Annotated in this window: 18 protein-coding genes and 1 pseudogene; 11 read left to right on the top strand and 8 right to left on the bottom strand. The window is 62.3% G+C overall.

The window, feature by feature from the left end; translation table 11 throughout:
• Positions 1-2 precede the first annotated feature (2 nt).
• The 4 genes and pseudogenes from NET03_RS02420 (at position 3) to NET03_RS02405 (ending at position 5,247) form a co-directional block, all read left to right on the top strand.
• Complete coding sequence (locus tag NET03_RS02420) at positions 3-1,514, top strand: o-succinylbenzoate--CoA ligase (protein ID WP_252127294.1); 1,512 nt, start codon at positions 3-5, stop codon at positions 1,512-1,514.
• A 279-nt stretch (positions 1,515-1,793) separates the two neighbouring features.
• Positions 1,794-2,939 (top strand): annotated as a pseudogene (locus tag NET03_RS13715) (NAD(P)-dependent malic enzyme); the annotation flags it as partial.
• A 108-nt stretch (positions 2,940-3,047) separates the two neighbouring features.
• Positions 3,048-4,307, top strand: a complete 1,260-nt coding sequence (locus NET03_RS13710) for an NAD(P)-dependent malic enzyme (RefSeq protein ID WP_252127480.1) — start codon at positions 3,048-3,050, stop codon at positions 4,305-4,307.
• Positions 4,308-4,782: 475 nt separating this feature from the next.
• Positions 4,783-5,247 carry a calcium:cation antiporter family protein gene (locus tag NET03_RS02405; RefSeq protein ID WP_252127293.1) on the top strand — a complete coding sequence of 155 codons (465 nt, stop codon included), beginning with the start codon at positions 4,783-4,785 and terminating at the stop codon, positions 5,245-5,247.
• A gap of 60 nt (positions 5,248-5,307) precedes the next feature.
• On the opposite strand, the gene NET03_RS02400 is transcribed toward NET03_RS02405, so the two are convergent.
• The 3 genes from NET03_RS02400 to NET03_RS02390 all read right to left on the bottom strand — a co-directional run bounded on the left by NET03_RS02400 (position 5,308) and on the right by NET03_RS02390 (position 12,471).
• Entirely contained in the window at positions 5,308-8,106 is a 2,799-nt protein-coding gene (locus tag NET03_RS02400; protein ID WP_252127292.1) for a cation-translocating P-type ATPase, read from the bottom strand.
• 53 nt (positions 8,107-8,159) lie between these two features.
• Positions 8,160-10,979, bottom strand: coding sequence for a cation-translocating P-type ATPase (locus NET03_RS02395; protein ID WP_252127291.1), 2,820 nt, complete (start codon positions 10,977-10,979; stop codon positions 8,160-8,162).
• A gap of 79 nt (positions 10,980-11,058) precedes the next feature.
• Positions 11,059-12,471, bottom strand: a complete 1,413-nt coding sequence (locus tag NET03_RS02390) for a universal stress protein (RefSeq protein WP_252127290.1) — start codon at positions 12,469-12,471, stop codon at positions 11,059-11,061.
• A gap of 493 nt (positions 12,472-12,964) precedes the next feature.
• On the opposite strand from NET03_RS02390, the gene NET03_RS02385 reads away from it, so the two are divergent.
• Positions 12,965-14,539 (top strand): acyl-CoA mutase large subunit family protein, encoded by a 1,575-nt coding sequence (locus NET03_RS02385; protein WP_252127289.1) that lies wholly within the window; start codon positions 12,965-12,967, stop codon positions 14,537-14,539.
• Between the two features lie 359 nt (positions 14,540-14,898).
• Here the strand turns inward: NET03_RS02385 and NET03_RS02380 are convergent, their stop codons facing one another.
• The 5 genes from NET03_RS02380 to NET03_RS02360 all read right to left on the bottom strand — a co-directional run bounded on the left by NET03_RS02380 (position 14,899) and on the right by NET03_RS02360 (position 18,311).
• Positions 14,899-15,324, bottom strand: a complete 426-nt coding sequence (locus NET03_RS02380) for a hypothetical protein (RefSeq protein ID WP_252127288.1) — start codon at positions 15,322-15,324, stop codon at positions 14,899-14,901.
• Positions 15,325-15,339: 15 nt separating this feature from the next.
• On the bottom strand, positions 15,340-15,861 hold the full coding sequence (locus NET03_RS02375) for an ABC transporter permease (protein ID WP_252127287.1): 522 nt from the start codon (positions 15,859-15,861) through the stop codon (positions 15,340-15,342).
• A 24-nt stretch (positions 15,862-15,885) separates the two neighbouring features.
• Positions 15,886-16,542, bottom strand: a complete 657-nt coding sequence (locus tag NET03_RS02370; protein ID WP_252127286.1) for a hypothetical protein — start codon at positions 16,540-16,542, stop codon at positions 15,886-15,888.
• 232 nt (positions 16,543-16,774) lie between these two features.
• Positions 16,775-17,431 carry a hypothetical protein gene (locus NET03_RS02365; protein WP_252127285.1) on the bottom strand — a complete coding sequence of 219 codons (657 nt, stop codon included), beginning with the start codon at positions 17,429-17,431 and terminating at the stop codon, positions 16,775-16,777.
• 10 nt (positions 17,432-17,441) lie between these two features.
• Positions 17,442-18,311, bottom strand: coding sequence for a hypothetical protein (locus NET03_RS02360; protein WP_252127284.1), 870 nt, complete (start codon positions 18,309-18,311; stop codon positions 17,442-17,444).
• 772 nt (positions 18,312-19,083) lie between these two features.
• Here NET03_RS02360 and mraZ point away from each other — a divergent pair.
• From mraZ to mraY, 6 genes are read left to right on the top strand one after another with little or no spacing between them, the layout of a single operon-like run.
• Positions 19,084-19,512: a division/cell wall cluster transcriptional repressor MraZ gene (gene mraZ, locus NET03_RS02355; RefSeq protein ID WP_252127283.1), complete on the top strand. Its 429-nt coding sequence runs from the start codon at positions 19,084-19,086 to the stop codon at positions 19,510-19,512.
• A 23-nt stretch (positions 19,513-19,535) separates the two neighbouring features.
• The gene (gene rsmH / locus NET03_RS02350; RefSeq protein ID WP_353655769.1) at positions 19,536-20,504 is read left to right on the top strand and encodes a 16S rRNA (cytosine(1402)-N(4))-methyltransferase RsmH; all 969 of its coding nucleotides are present in this window, start codon (positions 19,536-19,538) and stop codon (positions 20,502-20,504) included.
• Positions 20,505-20,508: 4 nt separating this feature from the next.
• Positions 20,509-20,964, top strand: a complete 456-nt coding sequence (locus tag NET03_RS02345; RefSeq protein WP_252127281.1) for a hypothetical protein — start codon at positions 20,509-20,511, stop codon at positions 20,962-20,964.
• The gene (locus NET03_RS02340; RefSeq protein ID WP_252127280.1) at positions 20,961-22,688 is read left to right on the top strand and encodes a peptidoglycan D,D-transpeptidase FtsI family protein; all 1,728 of its coding nucleotides are present in this window, start codon (positions 20,961-20,963) and stop codon (positions 22,686-22,688) included. Before NET03_RS02345 ends, NET03_RS02340 begins: the two co-directional genes overlap by 4 nt.
• Positions 22,685-24,082 (top strand): UDP-N-acetylmuramoyl-tripeptide--D-alanyl-D-alanine ligase, encoded by a 1,398-nt coding sequence (locus NET03_RS02335; RefSeq protein ID WP_252127279.1) that lies wholly within the window; start codon positions 22,685-22,687, stop codon positions 24,080-24,082. Before NET03_RS02340 ends, NET03_RS02335 begins: the two co-directional genes overlap by 4 nt.
• Positions 24,079-25,098, top strand: coding sequence for a phospho-N-acetylmuramoyl-pentapeptide-transferase (mraY, locus tag NET03_RS02330; protein ID WP_252127278.1), 1,020 nt, complete (start codon positions 24,079-24,081; stop codon positions 25,096-25,098). The genes NET03_RS02335 and mraY overlap by 4 nt, the downstream gene beginning before the upstream one ends.
• The last annotated feature ends 11 nt before the right edge of the window (positions 25,099-25,109 follow it).

Raw genomic sequence — 25,109 nt, 5'->3', positions numbered from 1 at the left:
CGATGAAGCGACTTCCAGAATGGCTGGCGTGGCGCGCGGCCGTGACACCGGAGCGGGCGGCGCTGATCTGGCGCGAGCGGACGTGGACGTTTGCGGAACTTGCGCTGGAGGCGGACCGCTTGGCACGTCAGCTCGCTGGACTTGGTGTTCGGGCTGGCGACCGTGTCGCGTCGTGTCTCTCGAATCGGCCGGAGCTCGTAGTGCTCGTCCATGCGGTGAGCCGACTTGGTGCGGTGCTGGTGCCGCTCAACGTGCGTCATACCCCACAGGAACTCCTGACTGTGCTGGCTGATGCTGATCCGCATGTGGTGCTGGTCGAGCCGGCGACGCGTGCGGCAGTCGCGTCCTGGACAGGGACGCTCGTTGATGTCGAGAGTGACCTTGCGGGGTTGCCGGAGGCAGCGGTGGAACTCCGACGAGACGTTGAGGTCGATGCGGTCCACACGCTCATCTATACGTCTGGGACGACCGACCGCCCGAAGGGTGTCTTGCTGACCTACGGCAATCACTGGTGGAGTGCGGTTGGTTCCCAGCTGAACCTCGGGGTGTTGCCAGACGATCGCTGGCTGCTTTGCTTGCCCCTCTTTCACGTCGGTGGGCTCTCGATTCTCTTTCGCAGCGTTCTCGGCGGATTCGCGGTTGAACTGCACGAGCGGTTCGACGCAGTGATGGCCAATGAGGCGATCGAGCGTGGGGTGACGCTCGCGTCGTTCGTAGGGACGATGCTCTGGCGAATGCTCGAAGAGCGCGGCGAGCGGCGTTCTCCGGCGCATCTCCGGGCTGTCCTGCTTGGCGGAGGACCAGCACCACGCCCACTGCTCGAGCGCTGTGCTGCCGTTGGCCTGCCGGTGCTGCAGACGTATGGATTGACGGAAACTGCATCACAGCTGGCGACCCTTGCCCCTGAGGATGCACTGCGTAAGTTAGGCTCGGCCGGAAAACCGCTGTATCCAAACGTGCTCCGCATCGTCCGACCGGATGGCAGCTTGGCTGAGCCGGGCGAGCCAGGGGAGATCGAAGTGCGGGGGCCAGTCGTCACGCCAGGCTATTGGCGCCGGCCCGACCTGACTGCCCGTGCCTTCTGCGATGGCTGGCTCCGCACTGGCGATATCGGCTATCTCGATGAAGAGGGGTACTTGTACGTCCTCGACCGGCGTGACGATCTGATTGTCACCGGTGGTGAGAATGTCTTTCCGGGAGAGGTCGAGGCGGTGCTGCTTGCTCATCCGGCCGTCGCTGAGGCGGTTGTCGTGGGGATACCAGACGTCGAATGGGGGCAGCGCGTCGTCGCTGCGGTTGTACTCCGCCGGGGAATGGAGGTGACGGAGCAGGAACTCGTCGCCTGGTGCCGGACACGTCTGGCAGGGTACAAGGTGCCGCGGGCGATTCGGTTCGTCGAGGAGCTCCCGCGCACGGCGAGCGGTAAACTGCAGCGTTGGCTCGTCCGGCAGGAGTGGGACCGCGCAGCGAACGGCGGCACGAGTGACTACGGGACCCGGGATGAGACGGCATAAATCGGCCAACGGAACCACGCTTGGTCAGGTCATTCGGTGCGGCGTCTTCATGCGGCGGACGATCGCTCTGGGTCATCGGCGACGTGCCGTGGCAGGGATGCCAGGTGGAGTTACCGTGCTGGTGTCTTGGCAGGAAGGAAGCGAGCGGGGTTCACCATCCGGCAGCCGAACGCATCCGGCGAACGGCCCGCTGCACAGCATGATTGCCCTGAGGGTGGTGCACACCGTACAATCCGCGACGATGGGCGCAGCGTCCGAGCATGCTGAACGGGGTGGGGCATGTATCTGCTCGATCAGCCAGATGCAGCATTAGCATACCGGCGGCAATATCGCGGGCTGATCGGCATCGCGAGCAAAGTGCCGTTGCGTGACCGGGCGATGCTCAGCCTCGTCTACACACCGGGAGTCGCCGAAGCCTGCCGAGTCATTAGCCAGGATGAGGTTGCGTCTTTTGATCTCACTGGACGCGGCAACACGGTGGCGATTCTGACCGATGCCTCGGACCTCTTCGGACCAACTCGGGCCCCGGTTGAGGCGGCTTTACCACTGCTCGAGGCCAAGGCCGTGCTCTTCAAGACGTTCGCCGGTGTGGACGCCGTCCCGATCGGCGTCGACTTGACTGATCCTTTGGAGATCGTCGAAGTTGCTCGCTCGTTGATCCCAACCTTTGGGGCGATCTGTCTCGACCATATTCGCGCACCACACAGCTTCACGATTCAGGACCACTTGGAAAAGGCCGCACCGATCCCAGTCTTTTCGAATCAGCATCACGGGACAGCGATCCTGGTCCTGGGAGCGCTGAAAAATGCGCTCGAAGTCGTCGGCAAGCGACTGGACCAGGTGCGGGTGGTGATCGCGGGCGCAGGCTTGGCCGGTATCGGGGTCGCCCGGCTGCTGACGCGCGTCGGGGTGAAGGACCTCATCGTGTGCGACCGTGCGGGCGCGATCTACCTCGGACGTCCCTACCGGATGAACTGGGCCAAAGCGTATCTGGCCAAGGAAACGAACCCAGAACGGCGACGTGGCTCACTCGCCGATGTGCTGAAGGGTGCGGACGTCTTCATTGGGCTGGCGCGAGGAAACATCTTGACGCCGGAGATGGTGGCGTCGATGGCCGCTGATCCAATTGTCTTTGCCCTCGCGTTGCCGACGCCGGAGATCGATCCGACTCTGGCGCGCCAAGCCGGTGCGGCGGTTGTGGCGACTGGCCGCTCAGACTACCCAAACATGATGGATGTCTCGCTCGTCTTCCCCGGCGTCTTCCGAGGGCTGCTCGATTCGGGGGCTCGCAACATCCGCTTGCGGACGCTCATCTACGCTGCTGAGGCACTCGCCAGCCTGGTGCCGCCGGAGCAACGTGGGCCGGAGCACATCGTGCCGCAGATCTTCGACTTCCGCGTTGCGCCAGCAATCGCTGCTGCGGTGGTTCAGGCGGCGCTCGAGACCGGTGAGGCGACGCGCCAAGTCGATCCGCAGCAGGTCGCCGAGAATACGCGGCGGTACATCTACGAGGGGGCTTTTGAGCCCCCACGGGTGAGCTCCCGGCGGCCGCGCTCGTTAAACGAGCAGGCACTTGACCTTCGCCGGCGCTACCGCGGTGTGCTCGAGATCCGCAGCAAGTTGCCCGTTCGTGACCATCACATCCTGAACCTGCTCTACTTGCCGCCAGCTGCACTCGCCCCGGTCGAAGAAGTTCGCCAGCACCGTGAGGCAGTCTATGATCTCACCGTCAAGGGAAATCTGGTGGCGATTGTGACCGACGGCAGTGCAGTGCTTGGCCTTGGGGACATCGGGCCACAGGCGGCGCTGCCGGTAATGGAGGGGAAGGCCGTCCTGTTCCAGTCGCTGGGTGGTGTTGAGGCTTTCCCGATCTGTATCGCCGAGCGTGACCCGGAGCGGATTGTCGACATCGTGGCGGCGATTGCGCCCTCCTTCGGTGGTATCAACCTGGAAGACATCTCGGCCCCACGGTGCTTCGAAATCGAGGCGGCACTCAAGGAGCGCCTCGATATGCCGGTTTTCCACGATGACCAGCATGGGACCGCCATCGTAGTCTTGGCGGGTCTCCTCAACGCCTTCAAGCTGCGCGGGACGCCGCTCGGTGAGGCGAAGATCGTGATCAACGGCGCCGGCGCGGCTGGGATCGCCACGGCGAAGTTGCTCCTCGTCTATGGTGTCGGTGACATCGTGCTCTGCGACCGCCACGGTGCCATCTACCGCGACCGCGAAGTAGGGATGAATCGCTACAAGATGGAGATTGCTCGGCTCACGAATAAGGTGGGGGTGCGAGGGAGTCTGGCGGATGCGCTCGTTGGAGCGGATGCCTTCATTGGCCTGTCTAGTCCGAATATCCTCACGCCGGAAATGATCCGGACGATGGCCTCCCGCCCCATTATCTTCGCCTTGGCGAATCCTGATCCAGAAATTCACCCAGACCTTGCCTACGAGGCCGGTGCGCTCGTCGTGGCGACTGGCCGCTCTGATTTCCCGAACCAGGTGAATAACTCGCTCGCTTTCCCTGGTGTCTTCCGTGGAGCCCTCGATGTGCGTGCTCGGGACATTAACGATGCCATGAAGCTGGCTGCAGCGCGGGCGATCGCTGAGTTGGTGACACCGCGCCAGCTTTCCCCACAGTTTGTCATCCCCGATAGCCTGGATCTGAACGTCCCACCCGCGGTAGCGGCGGCAGTCGCTCGCGCGGCGATAGAAACCGGCGTGGCGCGTGTCCAGGTCGACCCGGACGAGGTGGCAGCGCGCACACGGGAGCTCCTCTACGAGGGTGTGCGCCGTTGAGGACACTCTGACATCGCTTCTAACAAGGCGATGGGGAGACGGTCAGCGTGCGGGGAACGCTTGTCGTGTTCAGTCCCAGCGTGGCTTTTATCGTGCTGGCTGGGAATCGATGTGGCGGGTTGAGAAACTGGCCGAGCACACTGTGCCCGGGCACGCGTTGATCGGTGCCATCCTCCTCGCTGGTGCAACCTCACTGCCGGAATCTGATCGCAGTGCGGAGTGGCGCTGCGAATTTCGCGATCGGTGATCTTTTCGGCTTGTGTCTGTGCAACATGCTGGTGCTGGCGGTCGCTGACCTTCTGACTCTCCAGGTACGGATCCCCACCCGGGTCATCATCGATCCGGCGATGGCCGGAGTCCTGGCGGTCATTGTCCTCGCCCGTGCTGCGCTTGGGATCGTTACTCCGTCGCAGCTTGCCCCTTTCGGCGTCGGATGGGCCACTGTCCTGATTGGCCTTGCCTCCCTGTGGGGAGCGTGGTTGCTGCACGTGACGCGCCGCGCGTGGTACTACCAGTACCGGTCGGAGCGACATCCAGCCAGATGCGTTTCAGGCTCTCGCAAGATGCCGCCTGCTTTGCTGCAGCGACGCTCGTCGTGGTCCTCGCGGCGCGTTTGCTCATCGGGGCGGCGACGGAGCTTGTCGAGCAGACCGGGGTGACGACTGGGTTTTTCGGACTCAGCGTCCTGGCAGTAGTCACCTCGTTGCCCGAAATTGTCGTCTCGATAGCTGGGATGCGCGCTGGATCCTATGACCCGGTGGTGGGAAACCTCCTTGGCAGTCATGCCTTTACCATGGTGATCCTCTTCATTCTGGACGTGGTGAAGGGCAGTGGGTCCTTGCTCGCGCACGCGGAGTCGTCGGTCCTCGTCGGGAACCTCTTCGCCGTGGTGCTGACCGCCCTGGTGGTTCGCGGCACGCTCAGCCACGCAGAGTCATGACATCGCCTGCTCGACCTGGTGCGTTACTGGTCGTGTTGGCATCAAGCCTCGGACTGGCGATCAGCTATCGGATGATGGAGTTGCCGTCGTGGAGGAGGCCAGAGTACTGCTCAGCTCCCAGGAAGGGTATGGCCAGCGCCGGCGGATCATCTTGTGCAGTTCCACAGCGACGACGATGCTCGCTGCCGGCACGACCATGCGTGGCCAGAGTTCCAATGGGATTGGCTGAACCCGGAGCACGAACTGCAGAAGTGGTGTGTGAAGGGCCAGGATGTGGAGCAGCAATGCTGCAGCTGCGGCGAGGAAGAGGAAGCGGTTGGACAAGGGATGAAGCTGGAAGACTGAACGCCCGCTGGAGCGCGCATTGCCGACTTGGAATGTCTGGTAGAGGACCATTGTTGTAAGTGCAACCGTCCGGGCGAGGTCGAGTGAGCCAAAACGCTCCAGCGTCCACTGGAAGATCCAAAGTGTGCCGAGCGCCATGACGAGACCGCTCAAGGCGATGCGCTCCCAGAGGAGCATCGAAAGGACCCCCTCCCGGCGCGGACGCGGGCGACGTCTCAAAAGATCTGGCTCCTTCGGTTCGACGGCGAGCGCGATATCCTGTACGCCGTTGGTGACCAGGTTGAGCCAGAGAAGCTGTGCCGGATAAAGAGGGAGCGGCCACCCAAGGAAGAGAGCCAAGGGCAAAAGGAACGCGGTCGCCGCGCCAGTGGAGAGCAGGAAGAAGGTCGCTTTACGCAGGTTGTCTGCCGCAGCACGACCTTCCTCAACCGCCGCCACGATCGTGACGAAGTTGTCGTCAGCAAGCACGATGTCGGCGGCTTCACGCGCAACATCGGTTCCACTTTTACCCATTGCGACGCCGATATCAGCTGCCCGTAAAGCAGGGGCGTCGTTCACGCCGTCACCCGTGACCGCAATGGTTTCGCCGAGAGCTTGCAGTGCCCTCACAATGCGCAATTTCTGCTCCGGCTCGATGCGGGCGTACACGTTGACAGTGCGAACCCGTTCGCGGAGTTGTGCCTCGTCGAGCTCGGCAAGCTCCCGTCCGGTGAGGACAGGGCTTCCGGGCGGGGCAATACCGAGTTCGGCTGCGAGCGCCGCGGCGGTTCCGGCGTGATCACCGGTAATCATCAGCACACGGATACCGGCTGCATGACACTGGGCGATCGACTCCTTCACGCCTGGGCGTGGTGGATCCCAGAAGGCAACCAGCCCGAGAAAGACGAGCTCGCTGAGCTGCGCGAAGACCGATTCGTCGCTTCCCTCCACAGCCCCTGCGGCAAACCCGAGGACGCGAAAACCGGCTTGCGCGAGCTCGGCAGCCGCGTCCGCGATCTCTTGTGGGGCGAGTGGAGCAGGGCCGGTGCTGCTGAGCCAGCATGTGCACATCTCGACGACGCGCTCCGGAGCTCCCTTCACGAAGACCGTCGGTTGCTCTCCAACGGTGCAGAGCGCGGCGGCGAACCGCCGTTCTGGTTCAAACGGGAGCATCGCCAGCAAGGGGAACTGCTCACGAAGCCTGTTCGGGTCAGCCAGTTCCTGCCGTGCCGCGACAAGTAGAGCAATGTCGATCGGATCGCCGACCCCTTCGCGATCGAGCTCTGGGGCTGGAGTGAGTTGGGCTTCGTTGGCCAGGACGCCAGCAAGGAGCACGAGTGTATGAGGTTCAAGCGTTTTCCAAAGCGCTTCGAAACCGGATGCCTGAGCTGAGAGATGAACAGCTGGTGACTCGGTCAGGTGTTTCAGAGAACCCGACCCGATTTCCCTCCGCTGGCCTGCAGCCCAGAGGAACCGGACGGTCATGCGGTTTTCTGTGAGCGTGCCCGTCTTATCGGAGCCGATCGCAGTCGTACTCCCAAGTGTCTCAACGGCCGGGAGATGCCGGACGATCGCGTTCCGGCGTGCCATGTGCTGGACGCTGACGGCGAAAACGATCGTGAGAATAACCGGAAGATCTTCGGGGACGATCGCCACAGCCGCGCCAACGGCGAAGACGAGAATTGTTCCGAGCTCGTCACCACGGAGAAGGCCGAAGGCTCCAATGCTGAAGATCCCCAGCAGCACGAGCACAGCCACCGTCCGCGCAAAGCGCGCGAGGTGCTGCTGCAGGGGGGTAGGGGGTGCGATTTCCTGTTGGGCGATGGCAGCGACGCGACCCACCTCGGTGCGGCTTCCCGTGGCGACGACGATGCCTCGCCCTCGACCACTCGTTACCACGGTCCCGAGGTATGCCATGCAGGTATGATCGGCGACCGGCGTGTCAGCGGCGACCGGATCGGGCCGCTTTGCGACCGGGGCTGATTCGCCGGTGAGCACCGATTCGTCGATCAGCAGAGCGGTGGTGGCAAGGAGTCGAAGATCGGCCGGTACGCGAACGCCCGACTCGAGCAACACGATGTCCCCGGGTACAAGTTCCCTGCTATCGACGATCTGTTCGAGGCCGTCACGGAGAACGCGGGCCTTAGGCGCAAGATAGCGCAGGAGTGAACGGATGGCAGATTCGGCGCGCCATTCCTGGAGGAACCCGAACAAGGCATTGATCACGAGAGCGGCGACGATCACTGCTGCATCGATCCATTCGCCGAGAAGGCCGGCGACGAGCGCAGCCAGCGCCAATGTGACAATCAGGGGACTGGCGAATTGGTGGGCAACGATGGCCAGCGGGTTAGACGGTGATACTTCGGCGATCTGGTTCGGGCCATACTGGTGAAGACGTTTCCGCACCTCGGCGATGGAGAGCCCGTTTGGTGAGCTCTTGAGAGCGCCAATAACGTCGGCTGCCGTTTGCGCGTGCCAGGCAGGTTCATGACTCGCCGAGCTGTCGGGCCCTTGCACCGCTTCTATACTCCGCACGAGACGCTCCGCTGGGTGTGTGTCTTCCCACACATCATTGGTGCCAAACGAGGTCAGTTGAGAGCGCGTGCAGTCGCCGCTGGTTGCACTGGAGTCTCGGGCGTCTGGGTGTGACTTGCCTCCCAGGAGTCTCGACGCGGCCAGCGACGACGGATTAGCTTGTGCAGCTCCACCGTCACGAGGATCGTCGCAGCGATGGCAATGATGCGCGGCCAGATCTCGAGTGGGATCGGCTCAACGCGGAGCACGAACTGGGTAATTGGGAGATAGAGTGCAGCCACGTGGATGCCGAATGCTGCGAGGACAGCAACAAAGAGCACGCGGTTCGAGATCGGACTCATCCGGAAGAGGGAACGGGTGCTGGACCGTGCGTTCCCCACCTGGAAGTTCTGGAAGATGACCATCGTCGTGAGTGCCACTGTCCGTGCGAGATCGAGTGAACCGGTAGCCCGGAGTGTCCAGTCGAAGAGGTAAAGGGTTCCAGCTGCCATCACGAGCCCGCTCGGCAGAGTGCGTTCCCACAGCAGCGGGGAAAGGATTCCCTCCCGGCGCGGCCGGGGCCGGCGGCGCATGAGGCCGGGCTCTTTGGGTTCGAATGCCATGGCAACGTCTTGAAGGCCGTTGGTGACCAAGTTGAGCCAGAGCAATTGTGCAGGATAGAAAGGGAGAGGCCAGTTGGCTAGGATCGCGAAGGGTAGGATAAAGATCATCGCGGCGCCGGTGGAGATAAGGAAGAACGTGGCTTTGCGAAGGTTGTCGAAGGCCCCTCGCCCCTCTTCGACAGCCGCGACAATCGTCACGAAGTTGTCGTCGGTCAGGACGATATCGGCGGCTTCCCGTGCGACGTCCGTTCCGCTCTTCCCCATCGCGACACCGATTTCGGCGGCGCGGAGTGCTGGTGCATCGTTGACCCCGTCGCCGGTAACCGCGACCGTCTCGCCGTTCGCCTGCAGGGCTCGCACGATGCGCAGTTTCTGCTCCGGTTCGACTCGGGCAAAGACCGAGACGCGTCGGACTGCTTCACGGAGTTCCTCGTCCGACAATCGTTGGAGTTCGCGACCAGTTAGAACCCCACTCTGGCGTGCAGCAATCCCAAGATGCTCGGCAATCGCCGCAGCAGTCGCCGCATGGTCGCCGGTAATCATCACGACGCGAATGCCCGCCTCGTTACACTGTGCGATCGCTTCCCGCACGCCCGGACGGGGCGGATCCCACAGGCCGACGAGCCCGAGGAAGGTGAGGTCATGCGGCTGCAGCAGTTCCTCGAGCCGTTCAGCAGTCTCCGGTGCAATCGGACCAGCGGCGAAACCGAGGACGCGGAGCCCCTGAGCGGCAAGATCTTGGGCTGCAGCAAGAATCTGATCTGCATCCAGCGGCGCCGTCCCCGTGGGAGTGGACCAACTCGAGCACATCTCCATGATGCGTTCCGGTGCGCCTTTGGCGAACAGGTACAGGTTGTCCCCGACCCGCGAGACCACAGCAGCGAAGCGCCGTTCCGGTTCGAAGGGGACGACCGCGACGATGGGGTACACCTGCTCGACTTCTTCACGAACGAGGCCAGCATGAGCACCCGCGACCAAGAGGGCGATATCGGTCGGATCGCCGATTCCCTCCAGTTCCTGTTCGGTTTCTTCCCTCGGCACGAGTGTCGCCTCATTGGCCAGCACGCCAGTGAGCAGGACGCGGGCTGCTGGAGGGAGATGCCAGAACGAGTACCTGTGGAGGTCGTGAACTGGCACGTGGAGTGTCTGGGCGTGCTTACTTCCATCGTGTGGCGAGGTCAGGCTGAGAAGCTCTCCGGCCGCCCAGACGGAGTGAGCGGTCATCCGGTTCTCGGTGAGGGTCCCCGTCTTATCTGACCCAATGACTGTGGTACTTCCGAGTGTCTCGACGGCGGCGAGCTGGCGGACGATGGCACGGCGTCGAGCCATGCGTTGGGCACTCACAGCGAAGACCAGTGTCAGGACGATCGGGAGCCCTTCGGGGACGATTGCGACAGCTGCGCCGACCGCGAATTTGAAGAGGAGAACCAAGGGATCGCCGCGCAGCAGTCCGAAAGCACTGATCACTCCGACCCCGATGACGACGAAAAGGGCAACGAGACGAGCAAAGCGCGCCATTTGACGTTGCAACGGTGTCTCCGGCTGCGCCTCACCCCGCGCTAACTGGGCAATCTTGCCGAGTTCGGTCCCAGGACCGGTGGCGACAACGACACCGATTCCCCGACCACTGGTGATGATCGTGCCGAGGTAGGCCATGGAACGGCGATCGGCGAGTGGTGTGTCGGGCGGCACCGGCTCGATCTGCTTGACAACGGGGATGGATTCCCCAGTAAAGACCGACTCGTCAACCATCAATGCCGTCGTCGCGAGCAACCGTAAGTCGGCCGGAACGCGAATCCCGGACTCGAGGAGCACGATGTCGCCGGGGACGAGCTCACGCGCTGGGATATGCTGCTCCTCACCGTCGCGGATCACCCGCGCTCGTGGACTGAGGAATTGCATGAGCGAACGGATAGCGCGCTCAGCGCGGAGTTCGTGAAAGGTTCCAATGGCTGCGTTGATGAGCAGGACTGCCATGATTGCGGCGGTATCGACCCACTCTCGGAGCGCCGCGATGACCAGTGCGGCGATCAGGAGCACATAGATCAAGGGACTCCGGAACTCACGGAGGAAAATCAGGAGCGGATTTGGTGGCGGAGCGGTTTCAAGCTGGTTCGGGCCGTACGTACTCAGCCGGTGCTTCGCCTCAGCCGCTGAGAGTCCGTCCTCCGTGCTGCCGAGAAGCTCAAGGACTCGCTCCGCTGGCAAGGCATGCCATGCTTGGGTCTCTGTACCCACCGGAGGCGTACTGCCATGCAGCGGATGCGTCATCGAGGCTCTCCTCTTCCTCGAGCCTTTGTCCTCAGTCGAGCCTCTCTGCAGCGATGACACAAATTCGCGCTCAGACCGGTCAGTCCGTCGCAGGAAGATGTTGGTCGCTCGGTGCTCCAGCACCGCCGCGAGGTGTACTGCCGTGGGCGACCGCTTTGAGGACATCGTGCCGCGTCACGATACCGACGAGCTTCCCATCGCGGAGCACTGGCACGTGGCGGACATTGGCCGCGACCATGTGTTCAGCGAGCTCGCTGAGAGGCGTCTCCTCGGTAACGGTCACCTCTGGCGGGTGGGCGACCTCACCAGCCTGCAACGAGCGTGCCTCCGCATAGATCTCCTCGAGCCGCTCCGGAGTTACCCACCGTCCGAAGAGTTGCGGTGCCCGGAATGCCGAGAAGGGGATCGGGCGCTCCCGTGCCAGGAAGTCCTCTTCGCGAATCAACCCGAGGAGACGCCCCTCTGAGTCAACGACCGGAACAGCGCCGATCTGATGGTCCAGCATGAGCTTTGCGACCTGCTCGAGCGTTGCGTCAGCCCCGACAGTGATCGGGTTCGGGGTCATGATGTCGCGTGCGCGGAGCGGTCCGGCAGCAGCGTGCTGTTCTTCCAGTGCCCGGCGGACAGCGCGCGGACGATGCAGGAGCAGCGGAACGGTCGTCGCGTGGAGCACGTGCTCGGCTGTCGACCCAAGGAGGACGCGCCGGACGCCACTCAGACCGTGCGTGCCCATCGCGATGAGACCAGCGCGTCGTTCGACGGCTTCTTGCGCGATCGTCTCGGCCACTGGCCCGTGTCCTAGGCTCCAGGTAGCGGAATAACCACGGTCCTGAAGACGCTGTGCGATGCTCTGAAGGTAGTCCTCCCAACGAACTGGCTCCTCGTCATTGGTCAAGACGTGGAAGAGATGGAGCTCCAACGGTTCATGGCCTTGACCCAGGACTGCCAGAGCGGTGTCGATCGCCTCTTCGGCGAGCGATGAGCCGTCAAGTGGGACCAGGACCGGTGAAAAGCTCACCGGTGCATTGGGGGCCGGTACGGGAACCCGGGCACGAACGACAAGTGCTGGTTGCTGTGCACGCTGCATCACGCTGAATGTCACACTCCCAACCAGCAGTCGGGCGACACCGAGCCGGCCGTGGCTGCTCATGACGATGACGGCAGCCTGATGCTGGTTGGCAAAGGCGACAATCTCTTGCGCGGGTTCCCCAAGGACAACCTCGACACGCGTCCGTACACCGTCCACAACTGCAGCGAGACGGTCGATCGCTTCCCGGCGCTGCTCCAGCCAGCGCCGAATGAGTCGCTCGACCTGCTCACCCTCCGCTTCCAAGTACGAGCGAAGTGACTCGGTGATCTCGACGACCGAGAGGAGGACGAGCTCGCTCCCCAGGCGCTGAGCAATCGCCCGGCCATAGGGAATGGCACAATGCGTCACTCGTTCGGGGTCGAGATACGTGGGCAATACTGGAACGACGACCGGCCCGGCCATGCAGTCCCTCCCTCCCCAGTCTTACCGCCGCACCGACTTCATCTTGCTCAAGCCTAACATGCCGCGGCGAGCTCGTCCGCTGGCGCGCGTACGGCTGCGCCTCCTGCCTCGTTTGCCGTGTGCCGTGAGGAGCAGCCAAAGAGGAGTTGCTGGCCGGGGGCAAGAGTGCGGGCGACACCGCTTCTGCTTCAACCGCTGTGCTGTCAAAGACCTGTCGCTGTCCCAGAGTGAGGAATGATCTATCGACACGAAGGCTGCCTTGCGAGGATGTACTGTGTCTTGAGGAGCACAAAGCATGACGGCTTCCGAAGTTTCCTCTTGGCGCAGAAAAGGACCGTCGTTCCTGCCTCTTCGTCCGTGACCGCGTAGCACGAGACGGTGATCGTGTAGAGTAATGGGGTCGTTGCGCCTGCGTCCGGCGGGGATGCGCCGAGGAGCGCCAGGAGAAAAACACGAGACGAGCTCGCATTGGGTTCCATTGAGGGGGCCGGGGATGACGACCGCAGATGTCCGCCGCGTGGTGACCGACTCAGGAATTGAGATCGCTCCGGTCTATCGCGGGACTGGACGGCCTCCTGAGCCAGATCCCGGAGAGTATCCCTACACGCGGGGCATCCACCCGACGATGTACCGTGGGAAGAAGTGGACGATTCGTCAGTATGCCGGCTACGGGTCAGCCGAGGAGACGAACCGTCGCTTCCGCCTCCTCTTGGAGCGCGGTCAGACGGGCCTCAGCGTTGCCTTCGACCTGCCAACGCAGCTGGGCTACGACTCTGACCACCCGCAGGCGCGGCCGGAGGTCGGCCGCGTGGGTGTGGCGATCTCGACGCTCGATGACATGCGCCGACTCTTTGAGGGGATCGACCTGGGGGCTGTGACCACGTCCATGACCATCAATGCCCCAGCGGCCATCCTTTTGCTCATGTATCAGATCGTCGCTGAGGAGCAGGGGGTCGATCCCAAAGAGCTGCGGGGAACTATCCAGAATGACATTTTGAAGGAATATGCAGCACGCGGCACCTATATTTTCCCACCGCGTCCGTCCATGCGACTCGTGGTCGATACATTCGCCTATTGTAAGGAGCACCTCCCGAACTGGAATACGATCTCCATCAGTGGTTACCACATTCGTGAAGCTGGAGCGACTGCCGTCCAGGAAGTGGCCTTCACCCTTGCCAATGCGATCGCTTACGTCCGGGCGGCGATCGAGGCAGGGCTCGCAGTCGACGAGTTTGCACCGCGGCTCAGCTTCTTCTTCGGTGCCCACAACAACTTTTTTGAGGAGATTGCCAAGTTTCGGGCGGCCCGGCGGATGTGGGCCAAGATCATGCGGGAGTGGTTCGGCGCCAAGAACCCACGCTCCTGGATGCTGCGCTTCCACACGCAGACCTGCGGCTGCACGCTCACAGCCCAGCAGCCGCTGAACAACATCGTCCGTGTTGCCTACCAGGCGCTGGCCGCCGTCCTAGGCGGGACACAGAGCCTGCACACGAATGCGTACGACGAAGCGCTCGGCTTGCCGACTGAAGAGTCGGCGACGATCGCACTGCGGACACAGCAGATCCTGGCAGAGGAGACGGGGGTGGCGGACACCGCCGATCCGCTGGGTGGCTCCTTCTTCGTTGAGGCGCTGACGGACGAGGTGGAGCGGCGGGCCTGGGAGCTCATTGAGGCGATTGAGGCGCTTGGTGGTGCGGTGACGGCGATTGAGCGGGGCTGGATTCAGGCGCAGATTGCGGAGAGCGCCTATGCGTGGGAGCAAGCGGTGGCGCGTGGTGAGCGGATCGTGGTTGGGGTGAACCGCTACCAGGACACGACACCGGTGCAGGTGCCGGTGCATCGGCTGGATGAGGCGGCGGTGGAGCGCCAGATTCGGCGGGTGCAGGAGTATCGAGCGCGGCAAGATGCGGAGCATGTGGCCCGAGCGCTTGCCTGGGTGGAGGAGGCGGCGCGGGGGAGAGAGAACCTGCTGCCGGTGCTGCGGGAAGCGCTGTTGGCGGGAGCGACGCTGGGGCAGATTTGTGGGCGGCTGCGGCAGGTATGGGGGGAGTACCGGCCGCGATTCTAGGCGTGGCACGGCCCGCGTGCGGTACGAATAGGAGCCTGCGCGTGTCGGATCCATCATTGTCCGAGGCCGGAGTGACGGTCCGTTGCAGCGTCGGTGAACGCCTGTTGCGTCGTGCAGTCTGATGGGTTCACGGTGCCCCTACTCCTGACAATGCTGGTCAGGAGCGGAACCAGTGCAGGCTGGGGAGAACAGCCGCTCGTTGTAGCTTTGCTCTTGGAACGGTGCTGGGCCGCTGCAGCAAGATCAGGTAGGCAGCTCGTCTCGCGAACTTCTTGACAGTGCACGGGCAGTACTTCCCAGGGCGGACTTCTTGAGAGGCGATTCGACTGGGCTTGGTGCAGTGGCTGCTCGTTATCTCGTTATTCGGTGCGCTCCGTTGGCATGCGGCGTGCAAAGAGGAGCGCCAGCGTGCCAAAGAGAAGGGCCAGTTCTGTCGTTCCTGGCGGGAGGCCCACAGGAGGCAGCGGACCGAGCCAGAGGAGGCGACCACTCCAGGCAAAGCGCCAAAGCCAGAGAGAGATGGGACCGCTCATGCCCAGGGCAGCGAGTCCTACGGCCAACAAGGAGAGCACGGACAACGATGTCCCCTGCCAGAGGAGAAAGGCGTTCGTTGCGGCCAGGAGGGCGAGGAGCCCGGAGACGAGGGCAACAAGCCACTCGGGCCATGCAGCAGCTGGACGAATCCAGGACGGTGCCGTAAGGAGCCAGCCGCACCACGCTGCAAGCCAGCAGGCCCAGCCAAGAGTGATGAGGGCGGTGAGACGCTGTGCCACCCTGAGAGCCATTCCCATGTGTCTCGCTCACCGGTCACGCACGGATACGGGCGTGCCGGGGGGTGTCTTCTTGCCTACGCCCCAAGCTGCAGAGAGGAATGCGTGGAGCGCAAGCACGAGCTGGCTCCACAGGCCCCAAGCCAGCCAGCCAAGCCAGTCACGCCAACTGAGCGGCCGAATGAGGAAGTTACGGACCCAGTCCCAGGTGAGGAGTGGTGCAAAGACGCCGTCCCAGCTGCCGGTGCGGAAACTGCTCACGAGCGTGACGGCCAACCAGCTCAGCGCAGGACTCGCGAAGACGAGCAGGCTAAGCACGCCAAGACCGACCCAGAAACCGCGCGACCGGACACTTCGCCATCGTGCGACTGCGGTCAGGAACGGCGCGACCCCGAGTACAGCAAACCAGAGGGCGATGAGTCGAAGGTCAGTATCGCCACGGGGTCCGCGGAGCCAGGTGAACAGGAGGCCAACGGCCCAACCCCACAGCCATGCGGCCCATGCTCCAATGAGGAGCGTGAGAAAGTGAGAACTCCTTGAGACGAACTGCATGGCTCTCCCTCCTTCCTACCTGCTCTAAGAGATAATCTGGATCCCAAACCAGAAGGTTTCACCGCCGCCAGGGCCAACCGCTTGAACGCCAACTCGGTAGGTTCCGGGTGCTCGCGGGAGAATCCAAAAGGAATGGCGGACGAGTTTGCCCTGTTGTACGAACACCGTTGGTCCGAGTGGCTCCAGGTGGCGGTCTTCAAGCACAAGACTCACTCTCACCAGCGGCGGAGAGATCGAGGAGCGATTCCAGGCAAGGACTGAGAGACGAAAAGGTTTGCCCTCTGTGAGTGGTCCTTGGGGAAGGCTGACGCTAACGCGATATGTGGGAGATGAGGTGGGCAGAGCGGCGAATCCTCCTCGTAGCACGTGGAGCGAGCGCAGGGACAAGAAGCCCTCACGTGCATAAACCAGGGTGAGGGTACATGGCTTATGTCCCCAAAGATCTGGTGTGATGTTGCGAACAGTGATCCGCAGATGCTTTTCCATGACGTAGCCGACACGAATACCAGAAAACAAGTCAAGCGTATCCCAAGTGATGACTGGTTGTCCTGCTCGATCCCGGAGCAGTCGCAGGCGGAGATGAGTGGCGCTCCAGCCTTCACAATCGTCCCAGAGTCGGAGTTCGCCAACAGGGCCCGTGATGCTCAGCTCTAGCTCGTACTCGAGCCAGAACAGGTGCATCGAGGAAGCCTCGAACGGCGGTCTTCGGCTGACGGTTCCCAGAACATACCGACCGGTTGCTGGAGCATCGATGTGGAGAGGAGCGCCGAGCGACCAGATGAGGTCGCTCGACGCTGACTCAGCGTGGGAAAATGCTGCCTGTGAAGACAGGAAGGCCAAGATGAGCAGGAGGGAGGTCGTTTCTCGCCCTCCTCCACCATGAAACAGCGATTTCTTCAGGGAGCCGAGAATCTCATGGAATGCTAACAAACGTTGCATAACCGTTGTTTAGGTAATAGTGGTTAGATGCCCATCGCCCAGAAGGCCAGCTGTCATTATTGGCGATCCAATACGCGTCTTCACTCACCGAATAGCCTCGATTTCGCAGACGCGCGGCGAACCACTCTTCAGCTGTTTCGCTCCAACCGAATTGAGCGGATGGCCAGCCTTCGTCGACGTCGATGTGGGCCGTGGCAAGGACATATCGCCCCCAACTCGTGTTGTAGGAGTAATCAGTTGCTGGAGGAGCGTAGAAACGCATATGGTGGTAGTCCCAGCGCTCAGGTTGACTTGCTCCATCAAACTGGGCTTTCAAGCCGCTGTCGCTATCCCAGAACCAGCCAGCACCGTCGTTGCCCCGATGGTACATCGATGATCCGACCAGGCTGAGCCCGACGGCGCTTTTCGCACTGTTGACTGAGGCGTTTTGCCGAAAGATGACAGTCACCGGCCAGTCTACGTTGTTGGAGCAGGCGCAGGAGGTCGAGAGGTTATCCCAGTTGTAGAACTGGTCGCCTCCGACACTGATCGTCGTAAAAGTGCTCGTGGAACCTGCTTGCCCAGTCGCCAAGCCGAGCGTGAAGAAGAGAGCCATTGTCCAACCAAGGATCGCTAGCCGAAGGAGCATCATTCGACCCTGCTCACCGCCCAGAGCCGATGAAAAGGTATGCTTCCCCCCGTTCCAGGTCCACTATCAGGGTGAGTCCACTTTCGAACGTAATGCCTCCCTCCGCTTCGATTCGGGCAAGCTCATTTGGATCTGTGGCTTTAAGCCACTCGCGGAAGGTGGTGACAGTTGGTGGCCACGGTGCTGTACCGGCTCCCCAAGGCTCGAGCAGAGGTGTCTCAAGCGGAACCGTGACAGGACGTGACAGTGTGAGGTCGACCAGGGCAGCCTTGCCCGTGAGCTGCCACCAAATACCGGTCACGCGAAACTCCTGGCCGGCAAGCAGTTGCTCCAGCCACGTGGTTTGCTGGACAATTGTCATGATTCGTGAGCGTTCCGGCTCGTGGACATAATCAGGAAGTTCCGCCGGATCTTCGGGCTCATAGGCCGGGAATGGCGTCGGCTCGAACCAGCGGAGCTCGTACTCCGGCAGGCGAAAGGCCGCCCAAATACCCCCGACGTGACGAAACGTTGCGGTATAGCTTCGTCCTGATCGGTCGAGCCACTCCGCACGGATCCGTTGCGGAGTCGTAAAGTCGAACTGGATGTAGACGCCATCCAGCTGGGTTGGCAGTGTGCCAGATTCATTGGCAACGCCGACAACAATACCGCGAATGTGTTCCTCAGGGATCTGTCTCAACGCTGCAGCGATACGCGGGTGAAAACGAGCGGTCTCAATCGCTTTCTGCTGAACAGTGCCTGGGATCTCTGGTACTGCCTGGATGGGAATATTGGCGAGCACACGGTGCTGCCTGAGTCCGGCCCATACCCCGGACAGAAAGGCACTGGCGAGCAGCACCGCGACAAGAATGGGGATCATCCATCGTCGCAATCGCTGCTGCATGGGCGACCTCCTTCCTTGCCAGTGGCTGCTGCTATCGCCAATGTAGCAAGAAAAACGCCAAAATCAAGTCACCTGCCGTGAGTCGAGAAAGTCAATCTCGGCGGAATGGAGCGGGGTGCCTGACAGGGACTCCCGCCCCGATGGCATGACCGCTGCTTGTAAGGAGAGCACACTGTGTTCTGGAATGATCTCGCCCAGCGCCCAACAATTGCGCCGTGCTCTCGTCCTCTTGGACGTCCTGCTGATGTCCATTCCGGAGCATCCGGCACCTCCACGTGAGGTGAGATGCGGAGGAGTCAGGGAGTTGCGCCGAATGAGGTGGTCGTGGGGCGCATCGTTCCTTTTGCGACGTGCAGGTAGTGTCTGAGCTGCTGGCGTCGGTCACTTTGGTGGATTGATGCCGAAACAGATCGCCCAGGATCAGCGAGACTTGCTTCGGGAGAGGGTCTGTCACACCGGTGATTATCGGTTAGCAAAGACATCTGGATGGCTGCGGTGGAGCCTGCTCTCTGCGGCGCGACGAAAGCTCGCGGGATTCGATGGATGTCGGTGGCGGCCGACACGGGAACGTGTGGTGGCGCATCGCACTGCAGATGTGTCCGGACAGTCTGTACGAACATCGGCGATAGTAGACAGAAGGTGCTTGCGCGGTGGGGTGTCCGTGCATATGCTTGTGGACAACTGTGGGGGAAGGTGGGGATAAGTGGGGGCTCGTGTGGAAAAGTACCCAGCGATTGTTCCCCCGCAGGTCTGAGCGACGAGGGCAGCAGTCGTGTTTCTCGGGCGATACACCCATGCGATCGATGAGAAAGGGCGGCTGGCCATTCCGGCTCGCTTCCGCGAGGCGTTTCGTGGTCAAGGGGTACTCACGCGCGGGATCGATCGCTGTCTTACGCTCTACCCAATGGCCTCCTGGCAGCCGCTAGCCGAGAAAGTGTCCTCACTCTCCATCAGCGACCCGGACGCGCGCGCATTTCGTCGTATGGTCTTTGCTGAGGCGACAATCGTCGAGTTCGACCGTCAGGGGCGCATTCTCATCCCACCCGAACTCCGGGAGTACGCCGGGCTCGACCGTGAAGCCATCGTCGTGGGAGTGCACTCCTATATCGAAATCTGGAGCCCGGAGGGATGGGCTACGCAGGCCGAACTTCTGGCAGCTGAGGGCCCATCGATCGCTCAGCGCCTGGCGAGCCTGATCTGATGCCGAACGGAGCCGGGCAAGCCATGCCCGAAAACGCTCTTCCCCTCGCAGACAAGTCGGCGTCGACGACGATCCATGAGCCGGTACTCTTGCACGAGGTGTTGACCTACTTGGCACCGCGCCCCGGCGGACGCTATATCGATGGCACGTTCGGAGGCGGCGGCCACGCTCGTGCCATCCTCGAAGCGAGTGCGCCGGATGGTCGTCTGCTTGCCCTGGACGCTGATCCAGCGGCCGTCGAGCGTGCTCAAGCCCTTGCCGCGCGATACTCTGGTCGGCTCATTCCTTGTCACGGAAATTTCCGTGAACTGGCGCGATTGGCCCGTCAATACGGGTTCGATGCAGTCGACGGGATACTCTTCGACCTTGGCCTGTCTTCCGACCAGCTTGCCGACCCGCGGCGCGGGTTTTCGTTCCAACTCCCTGGCCCCCTCGATATGCGGTTCGATCCGACACAGGGAACTCCGGCGGCGGTGATCGTCAATACCTGGTCGGTTGAGGAACTCGCTGACCTTTTCTGGCGTTACGGTGAGGAGCCGCGGGCGCGAGCCATCGCGCGTGCAATCGTCGCGGAGCGGGCGCGCCGACCGATTGAGACGACGACGCAGCTGGCTGAACTCGTTGTGCGGGTCGTGGGTGCGCGGCGCGAGCGCATTCATCCAGCCACACGGGTCTTTCAGGCACTGCGGATCGTGGTCAACGAGGAACTGGAGGCCCTTGTCGCCGGTCTCGAACAGGCGGTCGCGTTACTCCGGCCGAGTGGGCGGCTGGTTGTGATCGCCTTCCACTCCTTAGAAGACCGAATCGTCAAACAGTTCATGCGGCGGGAGGCGGCGGCTTGTCTCTGCCCGCCGGGAACCCCGATCTGTGTCTGTGGGCATGTGCCGCGCTTGCGCATCCTGACGCCGCGGGCAGTACGCCCGTCAGCGGAGGAAGTCGTACGAAATCCGCGCAGCCGGAGTGCCCGACTGCGTGCTGCGGAGCGGGTGTGAGGTGATGGTGGCGGAAGGTGTACGGTCGGTCACGGGCCCTCGTCCGCAACCGGTTGGCCGTCCATTGGCGCGACGGCGCGGTCGGGCTTGGCTTGCGTTGACGCTGGTCTTGGTAGGAGCCCTGGCCGGCGTCAGCCTGCTGTACCTTGAGCAGACGAGTCGCGTGGTCGAACTCGGGTACGAACTCACCGCGCTCCAACACCAGCGTGATTCCGTCGCGCTTGAGGCGGCAGCCCTGCGTTATGAATTGGCCCGACGCCAGTCACTCGCCCGGATTTACGAGCTTGCCACGCGCGAGTATGGCATGGTGCCACTACGGCGAGTCGAGCCGCTCCAGGTTGAGCGCTCGCCAGCACTACCGACCCCGATCCCGACGCAACCACCACGTGCTTCGTGGTGGGAACGCACGAACGACGCACTCCTTGGTATCGGACGCGCACAAGCGGAGGATGAGCCATGAACGGGCTCTCGGCGCGTCGTCTCCGTGTGCTCTTGGCTGCCTTTGTGCTGTTCAGCGGCGCGGTCGGCTACCGGGTGGTGTCGTTTGCTGTGCTCCAAGGGCCGGTACTCGCCCAGCGTGCCGAAGCGTTCCGTTATCGGGAGGATATCGTCCCAGCGCACCGCGGGGATATTCTCGATGCCAGGGGACGTGTGCTGGCAACCGATATACCGGCTGATCGTGTCTCGGCAATCGTCCGTCAGGTGGAGGATCCACATCGGACGGCGCAACTCCTTGCACCGTTGATTGGCCGTTCGGCCGAGGACATTGAAGCGGCGCTGACACAACCCGGCCGGGAGTGGGTCGTGCTTCAACGTCAGCTCGATCCGGAGGTCTCGGCGCAAATTCGTGCTTTGGAACTCCCAGGTATCGTGTTGGATCCAGAACCGAAGCGAGCCTACCCGATGGGTGATTTCGCCTCGCAGGTGCTTGGCTTCGTCAACTGGGAATATCGCGGAGCCTACGGGCTAGAGGCGGCATATGACAGTGTCGTTGGGGGCATTCCAGGCCAGCTCGTTGGGGAGCGCGATCTTGCTGGGAATGTCATCGCGTTGGGGCAAAGCTCCTGGAGCCCACCGAAAGACGGCGCAACGCTCGTCCTGACGATCGATAGTGCGGTGCAATATCTTGCTGAATCGGTGCTCGAGCGCACGATCCAGGAGCAGCGGGCTGCTGGAGGAACCATTATCGTCATGGATGTTCGGACTGGGGCGATCTTGGCGATGGCTAATCGCCCCTCATTTGACCCAAACCGGTTCACGGCCGTTAGTGATCCGGCCCTGTTTGTCAATCGCTCGGTCAGCGCGACCTACGAACCGGGTTCAACTTTCAAGGTGATCACCATGGCGCTCGGGCTCGACGCTGGCGTTGTGACCCCGCAGACCGTCGTCGATGGAGGTACCTACCGGGAACTCCCTGACGGGACACGTATCTACAATGCTTTGCTCCAGGAGTTTGGTCTGGAAACGATGACAGAGGTCTTGATTCACTCGAGCAATGTCGGCGCCATGGAGGTCGTTGACCGGCTTGGGCCTGAGAGATTCTATGACGGAGTCGAGCGGTTTGGCTTCGGGCAACCGTCCGGAGTCGATTTGCCGGGTGAGGTGGAGGGGATTGTCAACCGACCGGGGACAGCGGGCTGGTCGTTGACAACCTTCTATACAAACGCGTTTGGGCAGGGGATTGCGGTGACGCCATTGCAGCTGGTGGTTGCTGTTTCGGCAATCGCGAACGGTGGCGTGTTGATGCGGCCCTACATTGTGCAGGAGATCCGGGATGGGCAGCGAATCCAAGTGACTGAGCCGACCACGGTACGACGAGTTATCCGTGAGGAGACAGCACGGACGCTCAGTGAGATGCTCGCGGAGGTGATGGACAGCTACTCGACACGCTTTCGTATCCCGGGGTACCGGATCGCTGCGAAGACGGGCACGGCGGAAATTCCAGGGCCACATGGTTATGAGCGCGGTGAGGGGGCAACCATCGCCTCGGTGATCGGGTATGGACCAGTCGAGAACCCGCGGTTTTGTGTGTTGGTCAAGATCGATCGACCCAAGGGATCGCCTTGGGGTGAGCGGGCCGCCGGCCCAGCGTTCGCCGAAGTTTTTCGGCAGCTGCTCTTGCTGTATGGGATTCCACCGTCCCAGCCAGTTGACAGCGTGGCGGGAGAAGGGGGACGGCCATGATCGGCCTGCGGGACGTGCTCGAGGGGACAAAAGGCGTCTTGCGAGGTTCGGCCGCACCCGACTTGCTCTTCCGGCGTGTCTGGCACGACTCGCGCTCGGTCGAGCCAGGCGACCTCTTTGTCGCGCTGCGGGGCGAGCGGCATGATGGTCACGATTTCATCCCCGATGCCGTGCGGCGGGGTGCCGCCGCTGTGCTTGTCGAGGCGCGGCGGGCGAATGAGTTTGCAAGTCTCGGTGTGCCGCTGATCGTCGTGGACGATTCCTTGGCTGCATTGCTCCGGCTAGCGAGCTACTGGCGTCGACTCTTTGCTGTCCCAGTGGTCGCGGTCACGGGGAGCGTCGGTAAGACGAGTACGAAAGAAGCCATCGCCTCAGTCCTCGCCCAGCGTTTTCAAGTAGTACGCAGCCGAGGGAGTTTTAACACCGATGTGGGGGTGGCCCTCGATCTTCTGGACATGAATCCCGATACCGATGTCGTCGTGCTCGAGTTTGGCGAAGCGTATCGGTTGGGCGAAGTGCGCGAACTGTGTGCCCTGGCAGAGCCGCGGATCGGTGTCGTGACCAATGTATCGCACGCACATTTGGCACGCATGGGAACGCTGGAGCGCATCGCGCAAAGTATCGCCGAACTCCCGGAATCATTGCCGGAGGATGGTGTTGCTTTCCTCAATGGGGACGATTTCCGCGTCCGGCTGATGGCTGAGCGGACGCGAGCGCGGGTCCTCTGGTACGGGCTCTCCCCAGATTGCCATGTGCGGGCGGAGGATATTGAAAGCCGTGGGCTCGAGGGAATCTTGTTCGATCTCGTCGCCTACGGAGAACGGAACCGGGTGCGCTTGCCGCTGCTCGGGCAACATAGCGTGCATCACGCCCTGGCTGCCATCGCCGTCGGCTACGAGTTTGGCTTGACGCTCGACGAGATGCTCTCCGGTTTCCGTGAGCCACGAGTGCAGGTACGGCTTCTAACCGTGCCGGGTGTCAACGGCGCGACGTTGCTGGATGACACCTACAACGCGAGTCCAGCGTCCTGCATGGCGGCGCTCTCGCTGTTGCAGGAAATTCCGGCCCAGCGCCGCATCGCAGTCTTTGGGGACATGTATGAGCTTGGTTGGTACGAGGAAGAAGGGCATCGGATGGTCGGGCGGCGGGCGGCCGCGGTTGTCGATCGTCTCTACACGCTGGGACCACGCGCGCGCTGGATCGCTGAGGAAGCGATTGCCTCAGGGCTTGCACCAGAACGGGTCTACGCAACGGAGGATCGTCGGGAGCTTGTCGCGGTGTTGCGTGAGACGTTACGGCCGGGGGATTTTGTGCTGGTCAAAGGAGCACGTGGGATGCGAATGGAAGACATTGTCGAGGCACTGCGAGTACCAAGCGAGGAGCGTGAACGGTGACGGAGCTCCTCGAGCTGATGCGTTCGCGGAGTGTGTTGCCGCGAGATCCGGGGGAAAACCTTGCGCTCTCGCTCGCACTCTCTGGTGTCGCCTTCGCCGTGACGGTCGTTGTCGGGAAACCGTATATTGCGTGGTTGCGACGACACAACATCGGCAAGCAGATCCGCATGGAGGGACCGGAGGGGCACCGGACAAAACTCGGGACGCCAACAATGGGTGGCTTCCTGGTCACCGTCCCAGTCGTCGTTCTGACGGTAATCTTCAACCTCGCTGGGCGACTCTCCATGCTCTTGCCCCTGGGGGTACTGATTGGGACGGCGATCCTCGGTGCGATTGACGACCGGTTGAGTCTGGTGACGACGCAACGGGGTGGAGTGACGGCGCGCTTTAAGATGGCGTGGCTCCTGCTGTTCTCACTGCTCGCTGCGCTCGTCCTCCACTTCCCACTCGGTTTGCGCAGCATCTACGTGCCGTTTTTCGGCAAGTTCGATATCGGACTGTGGTACATCCCCATCGCCGTCCTTGCGATCGCTGGAACGGCCAATGCCGTGAACTTGACGGATGGGCTGGATACCCTTGCGGGTGGGACGGCCGCAGTGGCGTTCACGGCCTACGGGATCATCGCGTTCCTCCAGGGTCAGATTCAGGTGGTGACCTTCTGCTTTACGATGGTCGGAGCGATTCTTGGGTTTCTCTGGTACAACGCCCATCCGGCGCAGGTCTTTATGGGAGACACCGGGTCACTCGCGCTCGGTGCGGCGCTGGCCACGGCTGCCTTCATGACTGGGCAATGGTTGCTCTTGCCACTGATTGGAATCGTCTTCGTGGCCGAAGCGGTATCGGTCATGCTGCAGGTTGCCTACTTCAAGCTGACCGGTGGCAAGCGTCTCTTCCGGATGGCTCCGTTACACCACCACTTCGAACTCCTTGGCTGGTCGGAGACGCAAATCACGATGCGCTTTTGGCTGGTGAGTATGATGGCAGGCTTGCTGGGAATCGCCCTGGCACTCGTCTAGGCTTGGGGTCG

Origin of the sequence: Thermomicrobium sp. CFH 73360 (genome assembly GCF_023806465.1) — a bacterium.
Classification (GTDB): domain Bacteria; phylum Chloroflexota; class Chloroflexia; order Thermomicrobiales; family Thermomicrobiaceae; genus Thermomicrobium.
Note: the sequence above shows the minus strand (reverse complement) of the source record. Positions and strands in the feature narration are given on the sequence as shown.

What these genes read in the sequence shown, in the direction of transcription:
- NET03_RS02385 (WP_252127289.1), top strand. Translation starts at nt 12,965, where the DNA reads ATGACGACCGCAGATGTCCGCCGCGTGGTGACCGACTCAGGAATTGAG.
- rsmH (WP_353655769.1), top strand. Translation starts at nt 19,536, where the DNA reads ATGCCCGAAAACGCTCTTCCCCTCGCAGACAAGTCGGCGTCGACGACG.
- NET03_RS02370 (WP_252127286.1), bottom strand. Translation starts at nt 16,542, where the DNA reads ATGCACCTGTTCTGGCTCGAGTACGAGCTAGAGCTGAGCATCACGGGC.
- NET03_RS02335 (WP_252127279.1), top strand. Translation starts at nt 22,685, where the DNA reads ATGATCGGCCTGCGGGACGTGCTCGAGGGGACAAAAGGCGTCTTGCGA.
- NET03_RS02375 (WP_252127287.1), bottom strand. Translation starts at nt 15,861, where the DNA reads ATGCAGTTCGTCTCAAGGAGTTCTCACTTTCTCACGCTCCTCATTGGA.
- NET03_RS02420 (WP_252127294.1), top strand. Translation starts at nt 3, where the DNA reads ATGAAGCGACTTCCAGAATGGCTGGCGTGGCGCGCGGCCGTGACACCG.
- NET03_RS02390 (WP_252127290.1), bottom strand. Translation starts at nt 12,471, where the DNA reads ATGGCCGGGCCGGTCGTCGTTCCAGTATTGCCCACGTATCTCGACCCC.
- NET03_RS02395 (WP_252127291.1), bottom strand. Translation starts at nt 10,979, where the DNA reads ATGACGCATCCGCTGCATGGCAGTACGCCTCCGGTGGGTACAGAGACC.
- NET03_RS02380 (WP_252127288.1), bottom strand. Translation starts at nt 15,324, where the DNA reads ATGGCTCTCAGGGTGGCACAGCGTCTCACCGCCCTCATCACTCTTGGC.
- NET03_RS02340 (WP_252127280.1), top strand. Translation starts at nt 20,961, where the DNA reads ATGAACGGGCTCTCGGCGCGTCGTCTCCGTGTGCTCTTGGCTGCCTTT.
- NET03_RS02360 (WP_252127284.1), bottom strand. Translation starts at nt 18,311, where the DNA reads ATGCAGCAGCGATTGCGACGATGGATGATCCCCATTCTTGTCGCGGTG.
- NET03_RS02345 (WP_252127281.1), top strand. Translation starts at nt 20,509, where the DNA reads ATGGTGGCGGAAGGTGTACGGTCGGTCACGGGCCCTCGTCCGCAACCG.
- NET03_RS02365 (WP_252127285.1), bottom strand. Translation starts at nt 17,431, where the DNA reads ATGATGCTCCTTCGGCTAGCGATCCTTGGTTGGACAATGGCTCTCTTC.